Here is a 17,399-nt window from a genome sequence, read left to right on the forward strand (position 1 = left end):
ACGTGACTTTTTTCATTCTGGATCGCGTGCCGAAAAGCACTGCAAAGCCCCACATTATCTGACTTATAGGTGTTCTTAAAAATGGCAAAAGGCGACAAGCACGGACAAACAGGCTCTTACGTCTTCACCATGCATCGGCTGGGCAAAGTTGTTCCGCCGAAGCGGGAAATCCTGAAAAACATTTCGCTGTCGTTCTTCCCCGGCGCCAAGATCGGCGTGCTCGGCCTCAACGGTTCGGGTAAGTCCACGCTGCTGAAAATCATGGCCGGCGTCGACACCGAGTTCGAGGGCGAAGCCCGTCCGATGCCGGACCTGAACATCGGTTATCTGCCGCAAGAGCCACAACTTGATCCGACCAAGACTGTGCGTGAAGTGGTCGAGGAAGCGGTCAGCGTGATCAAGGACGCGCAAGCGCGTCTGGACGAGGTCTACGCCGCTTACGCCGACCCGGATGCCGACTTTGACAAGCTGGCTGCCGAACAGGCCAAGCTCGAAGCGATCCTGCAGGCCAGCGATGGTCACAACCTGGAGCGTCAACTGGAAGTCGCGGCCGACGCCCTGCGTCTGCCAGCCTGGGACGCCAAGGTCGAACACCTGTCCGGTGGTGAAAAACGTCGTGTGGCCCTGTGCCGTCTGCTGCTGTCCGCCCCGGACATGCTGCTGCTCGACGAACCGACCAACCACTTGGACGCTGATTCGGTGGCGTGGCTGGAGCACTTCCTGCACGACTTCCCGGGCACCGTGGTCGCGATCACGCACGACCGGTACTTCCTCGACAACGTCGCTGGCTGGATTCTGGAACTCGACCGCGGCGCGGGCATTCCGTACGAAGGCAACTACTCGGGTTGGCTCGAAGCCAAGTCCGATCGTCTGGCGGCCGAATCCAAGCAGCAGTCGGCTCACGAAAAAGCCATGAAGGAAGAACTGGAGTGGGTGCGCAAAGGCGCCAAGGCCCGCCAGTCGAAATCCAAGGCTCGTCTGCAACGCTTCGAAGAAATGCAGTCGCAGGAATTCCAGAAGCGTTCGGAAACCAACGAGATCTACATCCCGGCCGGTCCGCGTCTGGGCGACAAGGTCATCGAATTCAAGAACGTCACCAAGGGCTACGGCGATCGCGTGCTGATCGACAACCTGTCGTTCTCCATGCCGAAGGGCGCCATTGTCGGCGTGATCGGTGGTAACGGTGCCGGTAAGTCGACCCTGTTCCGCATGCTGATGGGCAAGGAAACTCCGGATTCCGGCACCATCGAAGTCGGCGAAACCGTGCAACTGGCCTGCGTGGATCAGAGCCGCGAAGACCTCGACGGCAGCAAGACCGTGTTCCAGCAGATCTCCGACGGTTCCGATCAGATCCGCATCGGCAACTACGAGATTCCGTCGCGTACTTACGTCGGTCGCTTCAACTTTAAGGGCGGCGACCAGCAGAAGTTCGTCAAGGACCTGTCCGGTGGTGAGCGCGGGCGTCTGCACCTGGCGCTGACCCTGAAGGAGGGCGGCAACGTCCTGCTGCTCGACGAACCGTCCAACGACCTCGACGTTGAAACCCTGCGTTCGCTGGAAGAAGCCCTGCTGGACTTCCCGGGCGCCGCCATTGTGATCTCTCACGATCGCTGGTTCCTGGACCGCGTCGCGACGCACATCCTGGCGTACGAAGACGACTCGCAAGCAGTGTTCTTCGAAGGTAACTACACCGAGTACGAAGCCGACCGCAAAAAGCGCCTCGGCGAAGCGGCTGCCCAGCCACATCGGGTACGCCACAAGAAACTGGCCTGATATCAGGCTGGTTGCATGAAAAAGAGCGGAGCCTTCGGGCTCCGTTTTTTTTTGGGTTTTTTTCAATGAGACCGAGTCGCGGCCTTCGCGAGCAAGCCCGCTCCCACATTTGAAATGCATTCCCCCTGTGGGAGCGGGCTTGCTCGCGAAGGCGGTGTAATTAACGGTGCAGGACCTTCGTGTGTACTCCTCATTCCGGTGCAAAACCAGCCCAAAAAACCACCTGATTTATATCTTGTGCACCATTTAATTTCATAACTGCGACATTTTGCGCTGTTGCTGTGCGCAAATCGTTTGTTACAGTCCGGCTCAATCGCTTCCAACGACAATAAATTTGCCGAGACTTTTCCCATGATCGAATCCGTCGAATCCTTCCTTGCCCGACTGAAAAAACGCGACCCGGATCAACCCGAATTCCACCAGGCTGTCGAAGAAGTCCTGCGCAGTCTGTGGCCGTTTCTCGAAGCCAATCCGCGTTACCTGACCTCAGGCATTTTGGAGCGCATCTGCGAGCCGGAGCGGGCGGTGGTGTTCCGCGTGTCGTGGGTCGACGATCAGGGCAAGGTTCAGGTCAATCGCGGTTTCCGCATCCAGATGAACAGCGCCATCGGCCCGTACAAGGGCGGCTTGCGCTTCCATCCTTCGGTGAACCTGGGCGTGCTGAAGTTTCTCGCCTTCGAACAGACCTTCAAGAACTCCCTGACCTCATTGCCCATGGGCGGCGGCAAGGGTGGTTCGGACTTCGATCCGAAGGGCAAGAGCGACGCCGAAGTCATGCGCTTCTGCCAGGCGTTCATGAGCGAGTTGTACCGCCACATCGGCGCCGACGTTGACGTACCGGCCGGTGACATCGGTGTCGGGGCGCGGGAGATCGGTTTCCTGTTCGGCCAGTACAAACGCTTGAGCAACCAGTTCACCAGCGTGTTGACCGGCAAAGGCATGACCTACGGCGGCAGCCTGATTCGCCCGGAAGCCACCGGTTTCGGTTGTGTGTACTTCGCCGAGGAAATGCTCAAGCGCCGCGGGCAGACTGTCGAAGGCAAGCGTGTGGCGATCTCCGGTTCCGGCAACGTCGCCCAGTACGCGGCGCGCAAGGTCATGGACCTCGGCGGCAAGGTGATTTCGCTGTCCGACTCCGAAGGCACGCTGTACTGCGAATCGGGACTGAGCGAAGAACAGTGGCAGGCACTGCTGGAACTGAAAAACGTCAAACGCGGACGCATCAGCGAACTGGCCACGGCGTTCGGTCTGGAGTTCCGCGCCGGGCAGTTGCCGTGGTCGCTGCCGTGCGACATCGCGCTGCCGTGTGCCACGCAGAACGAGCTCGATGCCGAGGCTGCGCGTACGCTGCTGCGCAACGGCTGCGTGTGTGTGGCCGAGGGCGCGAACATGCCGACCACCCTGGAGGCTGTGGATATCTTCATCGAGGCCGGCATTCTGTTCGCCCCGGGCAAGGCGTCGAACGCTGGCGGCGTGGCGGTCAGCGGGCTGGAGATGTCGCAGAACGCCATGCGCCTGCTGTGGACGGCGGGTGAGGTGGACAGCAAGCTGCACGCGATCATGCAGTCGATCCACCACGCCTGCGTGCATTACGGCGAAGAGAACGGACGGATCAACTACGTCAAAGGCGCGAACATCGCCGGCTTCGTCAAAGTCGCGGATGCGATGCTCGCGCAGGGTGTGGTTTAAGCCGGTTCGATGCGAATCACTTCAATCACCTGATCGCCGGCGGGGCGCTGCCACAGCACTTCGTCATTGAGCCGGGCACCGAGCAATGCCCGGCCCAACGGCGAGGCCCAGTTGATCAAGCCCTGACTGGCGTCGGCCTGATCTTCGCCGACCAATTGCACCCGACTTTCGGTGTTGTGTTCGTCGGCGTAGGTCACCCAGCTGCCGATCTGCACCTTGTCGGTGGAGGTCGCAGGGGCGGCGACCTGTGCGCTGGCGAGGCGTTGATTGAAGTAGCGCAGATCCCGTTCCAGATCGGCCAGCCGTTGCTTGTCGGCCTGTTCGCCTTGGGCCGATTGCTCGGCGTGCAGGCTTTGCAGCTCGGCGACTTTGGCCTGTAACTGTGCCAATCCCTGCGGTGTGACGTAGTTGGGCTGCGTACTGACCTGCCGTTCGACGGGTTGATCGGCTTGCGCGGCGGCGTTGTCCTCGTTGACGAAAGCGCGGCTCATGGTGTCCTCCTGTTATAGGAGTTGGGCCATGGTCGCTGGCATTTGGTTTCACTGGATGTCTGGAAACGACCTATTGCGAGCGATAAGCCCGCCCGGCGTCCTGATCTTTCTGCTGCTGCCAGGCGCGCTCGCGTTCGTCCCAGTGCTCGTTGCGATACTCTTCGCGATCCTTGTTTTCCAGCATCGCCTGACATTGGCGAAAGCCGTCGGTCCAGCCTTCGGCGTATTGCTTGTCCTTGAGATAGCGCGGCACGTTCTTGCGAAACTCGCCACTGATCGAGCCGGCGGCTTGCCGGCCACTGACGCAGCCATCGTCAAAACCGTCGGCGAAGGCCGGTGGATAACCTTTGGCGATCAAATCTTCGTGGGTGGTCTGGCAACCCCCGAGCAACAGCAAAACACCCAACAGCCCCGCACACCGCCACATCGAAGTCTCCCACGCCGATTTTCGGCTGATTGGGAAAGTCTAGAAGCGTATTCATGAGACGGATGTCGAAGACGAGTGAAAAATCCATTACCCCCCAATAACCAATGTGGGAGCGAGCCTGCTCGCGAATGCAATCTGGCATTCAACAATGATGCTGAATGACCCACCGCTTTCGCGAGCAGGCTCGCTCCCACAGGGGGGATTTGTGGGGCTTCAGTCAGTAGTGATACCACTTCACCTCAAGCATGACTTCGGTCTCCGGTGTGGCAACGTGGCTGAACTCACGCTGTGCCGTCAGGCGCAAACCGAGGTTGCGCGACAGTTCCCACTGCTGGTTCAGGCTCAGGCTGCGGCGTACCTCGCCGTTGGTGAAGTAATCGCCCTTGGCCTCGACGCTCAGATTGCCCAACGGGTTTTTCCACAGCACGCCGCTGTTGAAGCCAGCGGCCGGCGTGACGAACCCGGCGAAGTCATTGTTGTGTTCGATCCGCACCGTACCGAGGGCAAAGCCGAGCGTGTCTTCGCCCAGTTGCCAGGTGCCACCACCGCCGCCGTTGACGTGGCTGACCAGGTTTTCGTCATCATGCTTGCCGGGTACGCGCTCGAGGCCGCCGGTGACTTGCCACGACAGTGGCTGCAGCAACTCATTGCGCGGGGTCAGCGAGCGGATGGTTGCGAGATCCAGTTGCTGGAACTGCCATTGATTACCTTCGTATTGACGCAGCTTCATCTGCAGGATTTCGATCTGCGCGCCGAGGGGGAAGCTTTCGGCGTTGTCGTTGAGATCGTGATAGGCCATGCGCAAGCCGTACTCGCCGAAGGCACGATCGCCCCGGGTGCCGATGCCGGCCTGCCAGGTGCGCGATTCATGGCCGTCTTCGGGCAGGCCCGGTTGTGGAATCTGCAAGTCCGGCGGCGGGTTCTTGTTGATCGCCCGCAGCAGTTCGAAGCTGCGCTGCGCCCGTTGCGGATCACGTTCCTGACCGTTGGCGCGGTAGCGTTCCAGACGGTACGCGGCGTCGATGATCAGCGCCTGGCGATCCCGGGGCAGGGCCTTGAACGTCGGGTCCTGCAACACCTGTTGATCGGCGCTGACCTTCAGCACCCATTGCTGTTCTTCCTTGTTCAACGGCTCGGCGCGGCTGAGCAGTTCACGCTCGCGTGACGGGCGATATTCGATACTTTCCACCAGCCCGGCCTCTTTCACCGCTTTGACCGTGTCGGTAGGGATCGCGGTCAGCGGGAATTGCTCGGTCAGGCGCAGGCTTGGGCGCGCCACCTGCAGCAGTTCGAGCAGGCGATAGGAGCAGTTTTCGTCGAAGAAGAAATAGTCGAACTGGATCTGTTTCAGCTCCCACACGTGCTCGACCATGCGTGCGGTTTCTTCTTGTGTCAGGTTCAGCCGGTATTCCCACAGGTCGCGGTTTTCCAGGCTGCGGTACTCGGAGAGTTTTTCCTGATACGGCACCAGCGCGAACAGCCCCGGGTAGCCACCCATCAAGCCTTTCCAGGCGTAGAGGATGCTGTTGTCCGAGCCTTCGATGTAGGCGCCGAAGTTGATTGCGTAACTCAGCAGCGACGTCTTGTCGGCCTGCACGTCGGCCTGGTCGATGCGCAACAGGGTATGGCCGAACATCGACGACGGACTGTTGAGGTAGGCCGCTGGAAAAATCATCACCGCGCTGTGCGGCGAGACGTCCTTGAACCACTTCTTGAATTCGGCGCAATCGGGGGCGGGCAGGTCGGTCAGATTGAGCTGTGCTTTCAGCCAGCGCGTACGCGCCGGGTAGACGCATTGGGCATGTTGCTCGCCGAGACTGGCCGGGGCGTATAGCGCTTGCACGGTAGCGGCCAGTTCATGGTCGGGGTGTTCGTTGCCATCGGGCGCGAGAAAGAACTTCTTGTCGCTGACATAGCTGCGCCAGCCGCCGAGCTTGGCGGTTTCGTAGTGACCGAGGGAAATCCAGAAGCGGTCGTTGGCCAGTTGCTGCAAACGTTGAGGGTCGACGTGAGGCGCGGCGGACAGCGGGGCGCAGACACAGAGCGCCAGCCAGGCAAGGCGTTTGAGCATAGGTGGCAACTTAAGTCGAAAGAAAATAAAACCCGATTCGGGCTGCGATCACTCCAACTTGTGGCGAGGGGATTTATCCCCGATGGGCTGCGAAGCGGCCCCAGAACCTATATCCCAAATGCATCGGATACACCGCATGCACAGGTTTCACGACTGCTTCGCAGCCGATCGGGGATAAACCCCCTCACTACAGGTTCAGCGTCACATTCGAGTGATTGCATTCAAAACAAAACCCGCTTCCCGAAAGAAGCGGGTGGGGTCGAGCTTAAGCTTGAGTCGCGTACTTGGCCAGACGAGGGTCGTTTTTCAGTACGGCCAGAGTGTTGGTATGCACGTCTTCTGCGGTCACGTCAGCTTTGCTGAAGATCTGCTGGAAGTGCTCGTGAGTGACAGCCGCGAAGTGCGCACGGTCTTCCGGCGCCACGCCCAGTACCACGGCGTAGGTCGTCAGCGCTTCGCCGTTGCCCTTGGCCATGTCTTCGGACAGCTCGTTCATCATGCCATTCATGGCGAACCAGGATTTACCGCCGTAGGTCAGCGACGCGTTGGTCGAGCAACCGTTGGTGCCGGAAGTCATACCGAACGTTGCGTTACCGGAGGTGCCGTTGGTGGTGGATGCCAGGAAGTGTGCCGGGGTGCCACGCTGACCTTCGAACAGCATGTTGCCCCAACCGCAATCCGGACCGCCTGGCGCCTGAGCCATGGCGTTGAGGGAAACAACGGTGAAGAGAGTACCGAGAAGAATCCGTTTCATAGCTTTGTTCTCTTTGTGTGCATACCAATGGACAGGGTTCTGGCCCCCCAAGCGCTGTCTAGACAGACTCTTTTGAAGCCAGTGGGCCGGTTATTGTTCCAGCCGCGCAGTTTGGAGTTTAGGCACGTTCCTGTGGTTCCGTGATTTTTTGCTGATTATTCGTTGATGTCCCCGGTTTCACGGGGCCGGCTGCGGAGCAGGGCGCTTGTCTATGCTTTGTCGTGTGGCGCGCCTTGCCAGTGGGGTACGGGCAGCGCCAGAATGCCGCTATCTGCCCCGCCTGATTGTTAAGGAAGCCCGATGCCTGATCCTGTTGCTGCCAGCTTGCGTCTAGCGCCCGAAGCGCTGACCCGTCCGTTTTCCGCTGAACAGTTCAGCTTCACTACCACCAATGATCTGGAGCCCTTTCGCGGTGTGCTTGGCCAGGAACGTGCGGTCGAAGCCTTGCAGTTCGGTGTGGCCATGCCACGCCCCGGTTACAACGTCTTTGTCATGGGCGAACCCGGCACCGGCCGTTTCTCGTTCGTCAAACGCTACCTGAAGGCCGAAGGCAAACGCCTGCAGACCCCGGCGGACTGGGTCTACGTCAACAATTTCGATGAGCCGCGTGAACCTCGCGCACTGGAATTGCCTTCGGGCACCGCCAGCGCATTCATCGGCGACATCAACGGTCTGATCGACAACCTGCTGGCGACTTTCCCGGCGGTGTTCGAACACCCGTCCTACCAGCAAAAGAAAAGCGCCATCGACCGCGCCTTCAACCAGCGCTACGACAAGGCGCTGGACGTCATCGAGCGTCTGGCCCTGGAAAAAGACGTCGCCCTGTATCGCGACAGCAGCAACATCGCGTTCACCCCGATGCTTGAAGGCAAGGCGCTGGACGAGGCCGAGTTTTCGCAACTGCCGGAAGCCGAGCGCGAACGCTTTCACGAAGACATTTCCGGCCTCGAAGAACGCCTGAACGAAGAACTCGCGAGCCTGCCGCAATGGAAGCGCGAGTCGAACAATCAGCTGCGTCAACTCAATGAAGAAACCATCACCCTGGCCTTGCAGCCCTTGCTCTCGCCGTTGTCCGAGAAGTACGCGGAGAACGCCGCGGTCTGCGGTTACCTGCAAGCGATGCAGGTGTATCTGTTGAAAACCGTGGTCGAGCAATTGGTCGACGACAGCAAGACCGACGCTGTGGCGCGCAAGCTGCTGGAAGAGCAATACGCGCCGAGCCTGGTGGTGGGCCATCCGCACAGTGGCGGTGCGCCGGTGGTGTTCGAGCCGCATCCGACCTACGAAAACCTGTTCGGCCGTATCGAATACACCACCGATCAGGGCGCGCTTTACACCACTTATCGTCAGTTGCGCCCAGGTGCATTGCATCGCGCCAACGGCGGCTTCCTGATTCTTGAAGCAGAAAAAATGCTCAGCGAGCCGTTCGTGTGGGACGCGCTGAAACGCGCCCTGCAATCGCGCAAGTTGAAAATGGAATCGCCGCTGGGCGAGATGGGCCGTTTCGCCACTGTGACCCTCAATCCGCAGCACATTCCGTTGCAGGTCAAAGTGGTGATCATCGGTGCGCGCCAGTTGTATTACACGCTGCAGGATCTGGATCCGGACTTCCAGGAGATGTTCCGCGTGCTGGTGGACTTCGACGAAGACATCCCGATGGTCGACGAAAGCCTGGAGCAATTCGCCCAGTTGCTGAAAACCCGTACCTCGGAAGAAGGCATGGCGCCGCTGACTGCCGATGCGGTCGCGCGTCTGGCGACCTACAGCGCGCGGCTGGCCGAACATCAGGGGCGGTTGTCGGCGCGTATCGGCGATCTGTTCCAACTGGTCAGCGAGGCGGATTTCATTCGTCATCTGGCCGGTGATGAAATGACCGACGCCGGGCACATCGAACGTGCGCTGAAAGCCAAGGCAACCCGTACCGGTCGGGTCTCGGCGCGGATTCTCGACGACATGCTCGCCGGGATCATCCTGATTGACACCGATGGTGCGGCGGTCGGCAAGTGCAACGGGCTGACCGTGCTGGAAGTCGGTGATTCGGCGTTCGGTGTGCCAGCGCGGATTTCCGCCACGGTGTATCCGGGCGGCAGCGGCATCGTCGACATCGAGCGTGAGGTCAATCTCGGCCAGCCGATTCACTCCAAGGGCGTGATGATCCTCACCGGGTATCTGGGCAGTCGTTACGCCCAGGAATTCCCGTTGGCGATTTCCGCAAGCATCGCGCTGGAGCAGTCCTACGGTTACGTCGATGGCGACAGCGCGTCGCTGGGCGAGGCTTGCACGCTGATTTCAGCGTTGTCGAAAACTCCGCTCAAGCAGTGTTTTGCGATCACCGGTTCAATCAACCAGTTCGGCGAAGTCCAGGCGGTCGGCGGGGTCAACGAGAAGATCGAAGGCTTCTTCCGGCTCTGCGAGGCACGCGGGCTGACCGGCGAGCAGGGCGCGATCATTCCTCAGGCCAACGTCGCTACGCTGATGCTCGACGAGAAGGTGCTGGCGGCGGTGCGCGCCGGGCAGTTCCACGTGTACGCGGTGCGTCAGGCCGACGAGGCGTTGAGCCTGTTGGTCGGCGAGCCGGCCGGTGAGCCGGACGCCGAAGGCCAGTTCCCGGAGGGCAGCGTCAACGCCCGCGTGGTCGAGCGTCTGCGGGTGATTGCCGAGATGATCAGCGAAGATGACCTGAAAGAGGCCGAGAAGGAACTGGCGCAGGAGGCGTTGGCAGAGGCCAAACCAGCCTGAACGCTGACCTGGTAAACATTGTGGGAGGGGCTTGCTCCCGAAGGCGGTGTATCAATCAACTAATGTGTCGATTGATACACCGCCTTCGGGAGCAAGCCCCCTCCCACAGTTGTTTTCAAATTGGATTTTGCGGTGATCATCGGGAAAAGTGCCACTACTCTGACGTCAGAATTCACACAATGACCATTCGGCGCCTTCTGGTTCTATCCGGCTTGCTTGGCGGACTTTTCTTCTATTCTCAGCTCAAGGACATCGACAGTATCACTGGATCGAAACAGCCTTCGCGTGAAGGCTGAATACAGGCTTTACCGAGGGTCGCCGCCATGTCGCGCAACCTCTGCCTCACCCGTCAATGCCTGGGTCTTGTGACCCGCATCGAATGCGTCATCAAGCCGTTGGCCGGTGATACCGGCATGTGGACGCTGCTCTTCGCTGCCGGCATGGCCGGCGAACAACCTTCCGCCATCAAGGCCCAGGGTCCGTTTCACGGGCCGGTCGCCGCCGAGTCGATTCTCGACACCATTGTTGAAAGCCTGACGATGCACGGCTACGAACTGGCCGACGATCCGCAGATCTGGAGCCTGCACCTGCAAGCACAGCTGCGCCAGATCAACGGTGGGCGTGGGCGTACGGTCGGCGTGTTCGACCATTAGGCGCCATCATGGCGCAGTGTCGGGCAGCTGCGCCTTGTCGAGCTTGACCTCAAAGCCGTATTGCACGGTATTGAGTTCGGTTCGCTGGTAGGTCTCCACGTGCGTTGGACGGCCATAGAAGTAATGCACGCCGAACAGCGCCGGACCTTGTGCGCTCGCGTCGTGACTGACCGACAGAATCTGTTTCAGGTAGTTGCCACTGTCATCTTTGACGAAGAATCGCCAGGCGTTGGCCGGGAACAGTTTCAGGTCCACCACCAGCATGTTGTTCTTGATTTCCAGACCTTTGGGCAAGGACTTGGCGTCGTAGGTTTTTTTGTCCACGCTGGCGAGAAACAATGGCATCGAGCCCACGGCAATCGCCGGGGTTTCCGGAAACAGATTCAAGTCGTAAGTAATGGTCGCTTGCAGCGGATCGACCTGGTACGCCTCGGGCGGCAGTTCGATCGGTTCATCGAGTTTGCCGCTGCGTTTCTCGGTGAAGAACGTCACGGGGCTGTCGCCCGGGCTGAAGTCATCGCCGAGCAATTCATCGTTGAAGGTGCGTCGGTGGGAGAACTCGATGCGTGCAGCGCTCGGGTCTTCCATGGACTGATGGATGCGGATGCCGGCCTTCAGCGCTTCCTCGGTGAGGCTCGCGCCCTTGAGCCAGTTCGGCGCCAGATCGTCATACACCACCACCCCCGGGTCCAGCGGCTGGATGGCCTTTTCCGTGGTGTGCTGACTGAAGGTGCGCACCGGTAGATCCAGGGCTTTGCGAGTCACGGTCGCCGATGAGAAATCGAGCACGCTGATTTCCAGAGTGTCGATAGGGCCGTTGAAGTAGATCTTGTTGTAACGCCGTGGGTGTTGCTGCTCGAAGGCATGCTGTTCGTTCTCGAGCTGTTTTTCCAGACCTTCGCTCCAGGTTTTCTGTTGTTGCAGGTACGCCAGTTGTTTTTCGTAGAAGGCTACCTGTGCCGGACTTTCATTGATTGAGCCGGCGCGCTCCAGGTATTGCCCGCTGGTGTCGCGAGCCTGAACGATTACTGGATTGAGCTGTGCCCCCTCAACCTCGGGAGCCAGTGGCAGGCTGTTGCTGACTTCGATTTCGGCGTAGTTCTTTTCCAGCTTCAGCAGGGTGACGCTGAGGTTGTCGTCGGTGCGGGTCTGGCCGACATCCTTCTGGTTCAGGTTGAAGCTGAACAAGCGTCGCGGCGCAATCACTTCCACTTTACCTTGCAGGCTCACCGGCTGCGGCTGGCTCTTCCTGTCCACGTCCAGACCCTCGATGAACGGGTAGGTCACGGTCAGGTCTTCGGGGTTGGTGACGTTGGAGCTGGACGGGCTCAGCTGAATGCCTGGATCGGTTTCCGACCACTCCTGCTGATAGGCAATCACGCGTTTGTTGCTCAGCGTGACCGACTGCCATTCCACACCATGCGGGAACAGGAAGCCGCCGGGAATGTTCAGGTTGAAGGGGAACACCGGTTGCAGGTCGGTGAGGTAGTCGGAGCTGGCATCCTTGTGCAGCACGAACAGGCCATTGATGAAGGTATCGACCAGCGCCTGCGGTGAAGGGTAATGCTTGAGGACGCCGAGAATGTCTTCGCCGTACACGGTTTTCAGCGGTGCGCCGTCAAGTTTGAGCTGCGCGCGTTCGAGCAACAGCAACGATCCGCCGAGCTCGGTCACGGCCTCCTTGAGCTTCGGGTCGGCGATGGCGTCCAGTGAATGTTCGAACGTTGCCGTCTTTGCTTCGAGGCTGACCGATGGTTTTTTCTCATCACCCGGAGAGCAGCCTCCCAGCAGCAGAGCGAGGCAAATCCCGGCAGTCTTAAACGGCAATCGCACATCCATTTCCAGTCGTCCTGTCCACTTTCGCTAGGTGTTCAATGGTTTGGACAGTAGCAGAAAAAAAATCACATACACACGCAGGTGGCGGTGATTGGAGGTGCGAGCCGGGCGGTTTCTGGCTGTCACAGGGGGCTGGTATACTCGCCTCCGATTACAACCCCCCCTCGTGTGAGATTCAATGGAACGCTTTTTCGAAAACGCAATGTACGCCTCGCGCTGGCTGCTGGCGCCGATCTATTTCGGCCTGTCCCTCGGGCTGCTGGCGCTGGCACTGAAATTTTTCCAGGAAGTCTTCCACGTCATCCCCAACGTGTTCTCGATGGCCGAATCGGATCTGATCCTGGTGCTGCTGTCGCTGATCGACATGGCGCTGGTTGGCGGCCTGCTGGTGATGGTGATGATTTCCGGCTATGAAAACTTCGTCTCGCAGCTGGACATCGACGACAACAAGGAAAAGCTCAACTGGCTGGGCACCATGGACTCTTCGTCGCTGAAGATGAAAGTGGCGGCATCGATCGTGGCGATTTCTTCGATCCATCTGCTGCGCATCTTCATGGACGCCAAGAACGTCGATCCCGAGCACCTGATGTGGTACGTGATCATCCACATGACCTTCGTGATCTCGGCGTTCGCCATGGGTTACCTGGACAAGGTCACCAAGCACTGATCATTGATTGATCGCTGCAAAAACACCGCCCGTCTGTTGCGAAACAGACGGGCGGTGTCGTTTGTGGCTTGTGCTTTGGTGCGTCCGGGCATATCCCTGTAGAGGTCTTGGCTCGCCACCGTGTGAGGTGCGTTCATGAACCTGCAAGAGTTGAATGCGTTTGCCATCGCCAGGAAGGTCGATGAGCTGAACCTGATCTCCATGGAGGGCGGGCTTTATCTGCTCGAGGCGCGGATGCATGGGGCGGCGTATCCGCTGAGTGATCCCAAGGGCAACATGCTGATGCTGCGTTCGGTGGAGCATGCGCGGGATGTGTTGCATAACTTTCCGGTGCTGCCGTTCAACCTCGTACACACCTCGGTGCACGATGAAATGTGCGGACTGGTCGCCAGTGCCGATGAAAGCCTGAAAGTACCGCTGGCCTGGCGCTCGGCCCTGTAGGCCTTGCGCGCCATCGCTGGGCATCTGTGCTAGTCTGCTCGCCCTTTTGGTTCCGGGCGCGCCGGGACGCGCTGTGCACGCACGGCAAGTCTGATGGCCGTCCGCACAGCGGAGCAGTGTCATGTCCGAAGTAAATCTGTCCACCGACGAAACTCGCGTCAGCTACGGCATCGGCCGTCAACTGGGTGACCAGCTGCGCGACAACCCGCCACCGGGTGTCAGCCTGGACGCCATCCTGGCCGGTCTGACCGACGCATTCGCCGGCAAGCCAAGCCGTGTCGATCAGGAAGCCATGTCCGCCAGCTTCAAGGTGATCCGCGAGATCATGCAAGCCGAAGCCGCCGCCAAAGCTGAAGCCGCTGCCGGCGAAGGCCGTGCTTTCCTGGCTGAAAACGCCAAGAAAGAAGGCATCACCACGCTGGCCTCCGGTCTGCAATTCGAAGTGCTGACCCAGGGTGAAGGCGCCAAGCCATCCCGTGAAGACACCGTGCGTACTCACTACCACGGCATGCTGATCGACGGCACCGTGTTTGACAGCTCCTACGATCGTGGCCAGCCAGCAGAATTCCCGGTTGGCGGCGTGATCGCTGGCTGGACCGAAGCTCTGCAACTGATGAATGCAGGCAGCAAATGGCGCCTGTACGTGCCGAGCGAACTGGCTTACGGCGCTCAAGGCGTTGGCAGCATCCCGCCGCACAGCGTTCTGGTATTCGACGTCGAGCTGCTGGACGTTCTGTAAGACCTGGCCTGTCCCTATGACAGGTCAATAATGTGGGAGCGGGCTTGCTCGCGAAGGCGTCCTTTCAGGCAACCCATTCGTTGCCTGACACAGCGCTTTCGCCAGCAGACCGGCTCCCACAGTTTTTACCGCGCTGATCATATTTCGATCTTGTGATGCAGCTCATTGGTCGGGCGCAACGCCCGGGCATAGCAGAACAGGAACAGATTGCGCACCAGCTCCTTGAGCACCAGCGGTTCGCTGGAATTCAGGCTGCTGACGTCCAGATCACCCTGATCCTGCAGCTCATGCAGGGCCTCTTCTTCCAGTACCGCACAGACTTCTCCGGTTTCCCGATGCAGGATCCTGAGGTATGGGTGTGGGCGATCCAGCCAGGCGTCGATCAAATAAGTCATGGGTCTCATCTCCTTGAAAGGTTTCAATGAGAATAATTCTTATTCGTCAAATAGCAAGTGCCTATTGGCGGAATGCGATTTTTTCCGGGTAAAGATTGCGTAAGGTCAACACGGCTGGCGTCTGGCTATCACGCGAGAATGCAGGAGGGGAAAGCGGGGAGGGCGATTCACCATCCCGCGGCGGGCGCGGGATGGCTGACAGCAGGATCAGACCTTTCTGACGAACTCGGACTTGAGCTTCATCGGGCCGATGCCGTCGATCTTGCAGTCGATGTCATGGTCGCCATCGCACAGGCGGATGTTCTTGACCTTGGTGCCGACCTTGACCACCAGCGAAGTGCCTTTGACCTTGAGATCCTTGATCACGGTGATGGTGTCGCCGTCCTGCAGCACGTTGCCGACCGAATCTTTCTTCACGGCATCATCGGACGCCACTTCGGCTTCGCCATTGGCCGACCACTCGTGGGCGCACTCGGGGCAGATCAGTTGGGCACCGTCTTCGTAGGTGTATTCGGAATTGCATTTCGGGCAGGGTGGCAACGTGCTCACTAAGGCTCCTTGATAGGGGATCGCTAAAAGTCGCACATTGTATAGGGTTTTATGCGCAGGAGGGCATAGCGCAGAAACAACTGTGGGAGCGGGCTGCTCGCGAATGCGCTGTGTCATTAAACATTAATGTTGAATGACAGGTTGCTTTCGCGAGCAAGCCCGCTCCCACAGAAGGCAGATCAGTGCGTGCGGGCGACCGCAAACTCGCTCAGCTCTACCAGTGCATCGCGGTATTCGCTGGCTGGCAGCGCGTCGAGGCATTTGATCGCACGGGCCACGTAGTCGCGGGCCAGTTGCGCGGTGTACTCCAGCGAACCCGAGGCTTCCACGGCGATGCGGATGCTTTCGAGGTCTTCGATCCCGCCTTTCTGGATTGCCTGGCGGACCAGTGCAGCCTGCTCAGGTGTGCCTTCACGCATGGTGTAGATCAGCGGCAGGGTCGGCTTGCCTTCGGCCAGATCGTCACCGACGTTCTTGCCCAGGGTCTCGGCGTCGCCCTTGTAGTCCAGCAGGTCGTCGACCAGTTGGAACGCCACGCCCAGGTGATCACCGAAGGTGCGCAGGGCTTCGCTCTGCTCGGCGGTGGCACCGGCCAGTGCGGCAGCGCTGTGGGTCGAGGCTTCGAAGAGCATCGCGGTCTTGCCGCGGATGACTTCCATGTAGGTTTCTTCGGTGGTGCTGGCGTCGCGTACCTTGGACAGCTGCAACACTTCGCCTTCGGCGATGATGCGCGTGGCCTGGGACAGGATCTTCATCACCGGCATCGAACCCAGCTCGACCATCATTTCGAACGAGCGCGAGTACAGGAAGTCGCCGACCAGCACGCTCGGGGCGTTGCCCCACATGGCGTTGGCGGTCGAGCGGCCACGGCGCATGCCGGACATGTCGACCACGTCGTCATGCAGCAGGGTCGCGGTGTGCAGGAATTCGATGGTGGCGGCCAGCAGACGCATGTCGTCGCCTTCGCGGCCCAGGGCCTTGCCACACAGCAGCACCAGTAACGGGCGCAGGCGTTTGCCGCCGGCCGAGGTGATGTAATCGCCGATTTTCGATACCAGCGGCACTCGGGAAGTCAGCTGCTTCTTGATGATGCCGTCGACGGCGTTAAAATCGTCCGCCACCGCGCGGTAGAAAGCTTGGGGTTGCATCAGCGACAGTTGCTCCAGAAGGGTTGCGCGGCATGCTAGGACCCACACCGGGGCCTGTCAAGGCGCGATGGACGGCCACTTGCGTGACTCTCGCGGCTTGCGTACAATCGCGCACCCTGAACTTCCTGGGCAGCACCTGCCTTACGCAATTGCACTTGGGCCGTTCCAGCCCCATGCAGCCATGCCAGCCAATACCTCTTCTTATAAAGAGCTGGGTGAGCAGGATTATCGGAGAAATACCATGTACGCAGTAATCGTTACCGGCGGTAAGCAATACAAGGTCGCTGAAGGTGAATACCTGAAGATCGAAAAACTGGAAGTCGCTACTGGCGAATCCGTGACTTTTGACCGCGTTCTGCTGGTCGCCAATGGCGACGACGTGAACATCGGCGCACCTGTTGTTGCTGGCGCAACCGTCAAGGCTGAAGTGATCTCCCAAGGTCGTCACGATAAAGTCCGCATCATCAAGTTCCGTCGCCGTAAGCACCACATGAAGCGTATGGGCCACCGCCAGTGGTTCACCGAGATCAAAATCACCGGTATTCAGGCTTAATTACAGCCTAATTCCTCACTAGGAGAATTGAACTCATGGCACACAAAAAAGCTGGTGGTAGTACCCGTAACGGTCGCGACTCAGAAGCCAAACGCCTTGGCGTGAAGATGTATGGCGGCCAGGTCATCAAGGCCGGCAACATCATCGTGCGTCAGCGCGGCACCCAATTCCACGCTGGCTACGGCGTTGGCATGGGTAAAGATCACACCCTCTTCGCGAAAATCGAAGGCGTGATCAAGTTTGAAGTAAAAGGCGCCTTCGGTCGTCGTTACGTGAGCGTTGTCGCGGCTTAATCGCGAGATCGCTGGAAGAGCCCTGTCTTGCGACGGGGCTTTTTCGTTTGTGGGGTGAGTCTCTTGCAAAACTGTTTGTATGGGCTGTCGGCGTGCGATGCAGGTCGTGGTTTGGGGTCGCTGCGCTCATTTTTGCAAGAGTCTTATGTCTTGATTGTTTTTCGGCTCGTCCGTATGGCGA

Annotated in this window: 17 protein-coding genes; 9 read left to right on the plus strand and 8 right to left on the minus strand. The window is 59.4% G+C overall.

The window, feature by feature from the left end; translation table 11 throughout:
- Positions 1 to 81: 81 nt before the first annotated feature.
- Together ettA and gdhA are read left to right on the plus strand one after the other, a co-directional pair.
- Entirely contained in the window at positions 82 to 1,773 is a 1,692-nt protein-coding gene (ettA, locus tag JFU48_RS11475) for an energy-dependent translational throttle protein EttA (RefSeq protein ID WP_201136549.1), read from the plus strand.
- A gap of 351 nt (positions 1,774 to 2,124) precedes the next feature.
- Positions 2,125 to 3,462, plus strand: coding sequence for an NADP-specific glutamate dehydrogenase (gene gdhA, locus JFU48_RS11480; RefSeq protein ID WP_003228389.1), 1,338 nt, complete (start codon positions 2,125 to 2,127; stop codon positions 3,460 to 3,462).
- On the opposite strand, the gene JFU48_RS11485 is transcribed toward gdhA, so the two are convergent.
- The 4 genes from JFU48_RS11485 to JFU48_RS11500 all read right to left on the minus strand — a co-directional run bounded on the left by JFU48_RS11485 (position 3,459) and on the right by JFU48_RS11500 (position 7,205).
- Complete coding sequence (locus JFU48_RS11485; protein ID WP_201136550.1) at positions 3,459 to 3,953, minus strand: GreA/GreB family elongation factor; 495 nt, start codon at positions 3,951 to 3,953, stop codon at positions 3,459 to 3,461. The two genes, gdhA and JFU48_RS11485, sit on opposite strands and share 4 nt — an antisense overlap.
- 70 nt (positions 3,954 to 4,023) lie before the next feature.
- A complete protein-coding gene (locus JFU48_RS11490; RefSeq protein ID WP_007963787.1) occupies positions 4,024 to 4,380 on the minus strand; it encodes a hypothetical protein in 357 nt (118 codons plus the stop codon).
- Positions 4,381 to 4,597: 217 nt separating this feature from the next.
- Positions 4,598 to 6,451, minus strand: coding sequence for an Lnb N-terminal periplasmic domain-containing protein (locus JFU48_RS11495; protein ID WP_103485417.1), 1,854 nt, complete (start codon positions 6,449 to 6,451; stop codon positions 4,598 to 4,600).
- Between the two features lie 265 nt (positions 6,452 to 6,716).
- Positions 6,717 to 7,205 carry a DUF3015 domain-containing protein gene (locus JFU48_RS11500; protein WP_003228382.1) on the minus strand — a complete coding sequence of 163 codons (489 nt, stop codon included), beginning with the start codon at positions 7,203 to 7,205 and terminating at the stop codon, positions 6,717 to 6,719.
- Positions 7,206 to 7,505: 300 nt separating this feature from the next.
- On the opposite strand from JFU48_RS11500, the gene JFU48_RS11505 reads away from it, so the two are divergent.
- Together JFU48_RS11505 and JFU48_RS11510 are read left to right on the plus strand one after the other, a co-directional pair.
- A complete protein-coding gene (locus tag JFU48_RS11505) occupies positions 7,506 to 9,944 on the plus strand; it encodes a Lon protease family protein (RefSeq protein ID WP_003228380.1) in 2,439 nt (812 codons plus the stop codon).
- 323 nt (positions 9,945 to 10,267) lie between these two features.
- The gene (locus JFU48_RS11510; protein WP_003228378.1) at positions 10,268 to 10,597 is read left to right on the plus strand and encodes a PA4575 family protein; all 330 of its coding nucleotides are present in this window, start codon (positions 10,268 to 10,270) and stop codon (positions 10,595 to 10,597) included.
- Between the two features lie 6 nt (positions 10,598 to 10,603).
- Here the strand turns inward: JFU48_RS11510 and JFU48_RS11515 are convergent, their stop codons facing one another.
- Positions 10,604 to 12,436: a hypothetical protein gene (locus JFU48_RS11515; RefSeq protein WP_201136551.1), complete on the minus strand. Its 1,833-nt coding sequence runs from the start codon at positions 12,434 to 12,436 to the stop codon at positions 10,604 to 10,606.
- A 175-nt stretch (positions 12,437 to 12,611) separates the two neighbouring features.
- Between JFU48_RS11515 and JFU48_RS11520 the strand changes: the two genes are divergently transcribed.
- The 3 genes from JFU48_RS11520 to JFU48_RS11530 all read left to right on the plus strand — a co-directional run bounded on the left by JFU48_RS11520 (position 12,612) and on the right by JFU48_RS11530 (position 14,280).
- Positions 12,612 to 13,100 (plus strand): TIGR00645 family protein, encoded by a 489-nt coding sequence (locus JFU48_RS11520; protein ID WP_003228371.1) that lies wholly within the window; start codon positions 12,612 to 12,614, stop codon positions 13,098 to 13,100.
- 135 nt (positions 13,101 to 13,235) lie between these two features.
- Positions 13,236 to 13,541 carry a DUF6482 family protein gene (locus JFU48_RS11525; protein WP_201136552.1) on the plus strand — a complete coding sequence of 102 codons (306 nt, stop codon included), beginning with the start codon at positions 13,236 to 13,238 and terminating at the stop codon, positions 13,539 to 13,541.
- 121 nt (positions 13,542 to 13,662) lie between these two features.
- Complete coding sequence (locus JFU48_RS11530; RefSeq protein WP_003228367.1) at positions 13,663 to 14,280, plus strand: FKBP-type peptidyl-prolyl cis-trans isomerase; 618 nt, start codon at positions 13,663 to 13,665, stop codon at positions 14,278 to 14,280.
- A 137-nt stretch (positions 14,281 to 14,417) separates the two neighbouring features.
- On the opposite strand, the gene JFU48_RS11535 is transcribed toward JFU48_RS11530, so the two are convergent.
- The 3 genes from JFU48_RS11535 to JFU48_RS11545 all read right to left on the minus strand — a co-directional run bounded on the left by JFU48_RS11535 (position 14,418) and on the right by JFU48_RS11545 (position 16,372).
- A complete protein-coding gene (locus JFU48_RS11535) occupies positions 14,418 to 14,675 on the minus strand; it encodes a PA4570 family protein (protein ID WP_003228365.1) in 258 nt (85 codons plus the stop codon).
- Positions 14,676 to 14,882: 207 nt separating this feature from the next.
- Entirely contained in the window at positions 14,883 to 15,224 is a 342-nt protein-coding gene (locus JFU48_RS11540) for a zinc ribbon domain-containing protein YjdM (protein WP_003228364.1), read from the minus strand.
- 179 nt (positions 15,225 to 15,403) lie between these two features.
- Complete coding sequence (locus tag JFU48_RS11545; protein ID WP_003228362.1) at positions 15,404 to 16,372, minus strand: polyprenyl synthetase family protein; 969 nt, start codon at positions 16,370 to 16,372, stop codon at positions 15,404 to 15,406.
- Positions 16,373 to 16,613: 241 nt separating this feature from the next.
- Between JFU48_RS11545 and rplU the strand changes: the two genes are divergently transcribed.
- Together rplU and rpmA are read left to right on the plus strand one after the other, a co-directional pair.
- Positions 16,614 to 16,925, plus strand: a complete 312-nt coding sequence (gene rplU / locus JFU48_RS11550) for a 50S ribosomal protein L21 (protein WP_003228361.1) — start codon at positions 16,614 to 16,616, stop codon at positions 16,923 to 16,925.
- A 35-nt stretch (positions 16,926 to 16,960) separates the two neighbouring features.
- Positions 16,961 to 17,218: a 50S ribosomal protein L27 gene (gene rpmA, locus JFU48_RS11555; protein ID WP_003228360.1), complete on the plus strand. Its 258-nt coding sequence runs from the start codon at positions 16,961 to 16,963 to the stop codon at positions 17,216 to 17,218.
- Positions 17,219 to 17,399: the final 181 nt, after the last annotated feature.

The sequence above is a fragment of the Pseudomonas sp. TH49 genome, from assembly GCF_016650625.1.
Lineage (GTDB): Bacteria > Pseudomonadota > Gammaproteobacteria > Pseudomonadales > Pseudomonadaceae > Aquipseudomonas > Aquipseudomonas fluorescens_H.

What these genes read in the sequence shown, in the direction of transcription:
- ettA (WP_201136549.1), top strand. Translation starts at nt 82, where the DNA reads ATGGCAAAAGGCGACAAGCACGGACAAACAGGCTCTTACGTCTTCACC.
- gdhA (WP_003228389.1), top strand. Translation starts at nt 2,125, where the DNA reads ATGATCGAATCCGTCGAATCCTTCCTTGCCCGACTGAAAAAACGCGAC.
- JFU48_RS11485 (WP_201136550.1), bottom strand. Translation starts at nt 3,953, where the DNA reads ATGAGCCGCGCTTTCGTCAACGAGGACAACGCCGCCGCGCAAGCCGAT.
- JFU48_RS11490 (WP_007963787.1), bottom strand. Translation starts at nt 4,380, where the DNA reads ATGTGGCGGTGTGCGGGGCTGTTGGGTGTTTTGCTGTTGCTCGGGGGT.
- JFU48_RS11495 (WP_103485417.1), bottom strand. Translation starts at nt 6,451, where the DNA reads ATGCTCAAACGCCTTGCCTGGCTGGCGCTCTGTGTCTGCGCCCCGCTG.
- JFU48_RS11500 (WP_003228382.1), bottom strand. Translation starts at nt 7,205, where the DNA reads ATGAAACGGATTCTTCTCGGTACTCTCTTCACCGTTGTTTCCCTCAAC.
- JFU48_RS11505 (WP_003228380.1), top strand. Translation starts at nt 7,506, where the DNA reads ATGCCTGATCCTGTTGCTGCCAGCTTGCGTCTAGCGCCCGAAGCGCTG.
- JFU48_RS11510 (WP_003228378.1), top strand. Translation starts at nt 10,268, where the DNA reads ATGTCGCGCAACCTCTGCCTCACCCGTCAATGCCTGGGTCTTGTGACC.
- JFU48_RS11515 (WP_201136551.1), bottom strand. Translation starts at nt 12,436, where the DNA reads ATGGATGTGCGATTGCCGTTTAAGACTGCCGGGATTTGCCTCGCTCTG.
- JFU48_RS11520 (WP_003228371.1), top strand. Translation starts at nt 12,612, where the DNA reads ATGGAACGCTTTTTCGAAAACGCAATGTACGCCTCGCGCTGGCTGCTG.
- JFU48_RS11525 (WP_201136552.1), top strand. Translation starts at nt 13,236, where the DNA reads ATGAACCTGCAAGAGTTGAATGCGTTTGCCATCGCCAGGAAGGTCGAT.
- JFU48_RS11530 (WP_003228367.1), top strand. Translation starts at nt 13,663, where the DNA reads ATGTCCGAAGTAAATCTGTCCACCGACGAAACTCGCGTCAGCTACGGC.
- JFU48_RS11535 (WP_003228365.1), bottom strand. Translation starts at nt 14,675, where the DNA reads ATGACTTATTTGATCGACGCCTGGCTGGATCGCCCACACCCATACCTC.
- JFU48_RS11545 (WP_003228362.1), bottom strand. Translation starts at nt 16,372, where the DNA reads ATGCAACCCCAAGCTTTCTACCGCGCGGTGGCGGACGATTTTAACGCC.
- rplU (WP_003228361.1), top strand. Translation starts at nt 16,614, where the DNA reads ATGTACGCAGTAATCGTTACCGGCGGTAAGCAATACAAGGTCGCTGAA.
- rpmA (WP_003228360.1), top strand. Translation starts at nt 16,961, where the DNA reads ATGGCACACAAAAAAGCTGGTGGTAGTACCCGTAACGGTCGCGACTCA.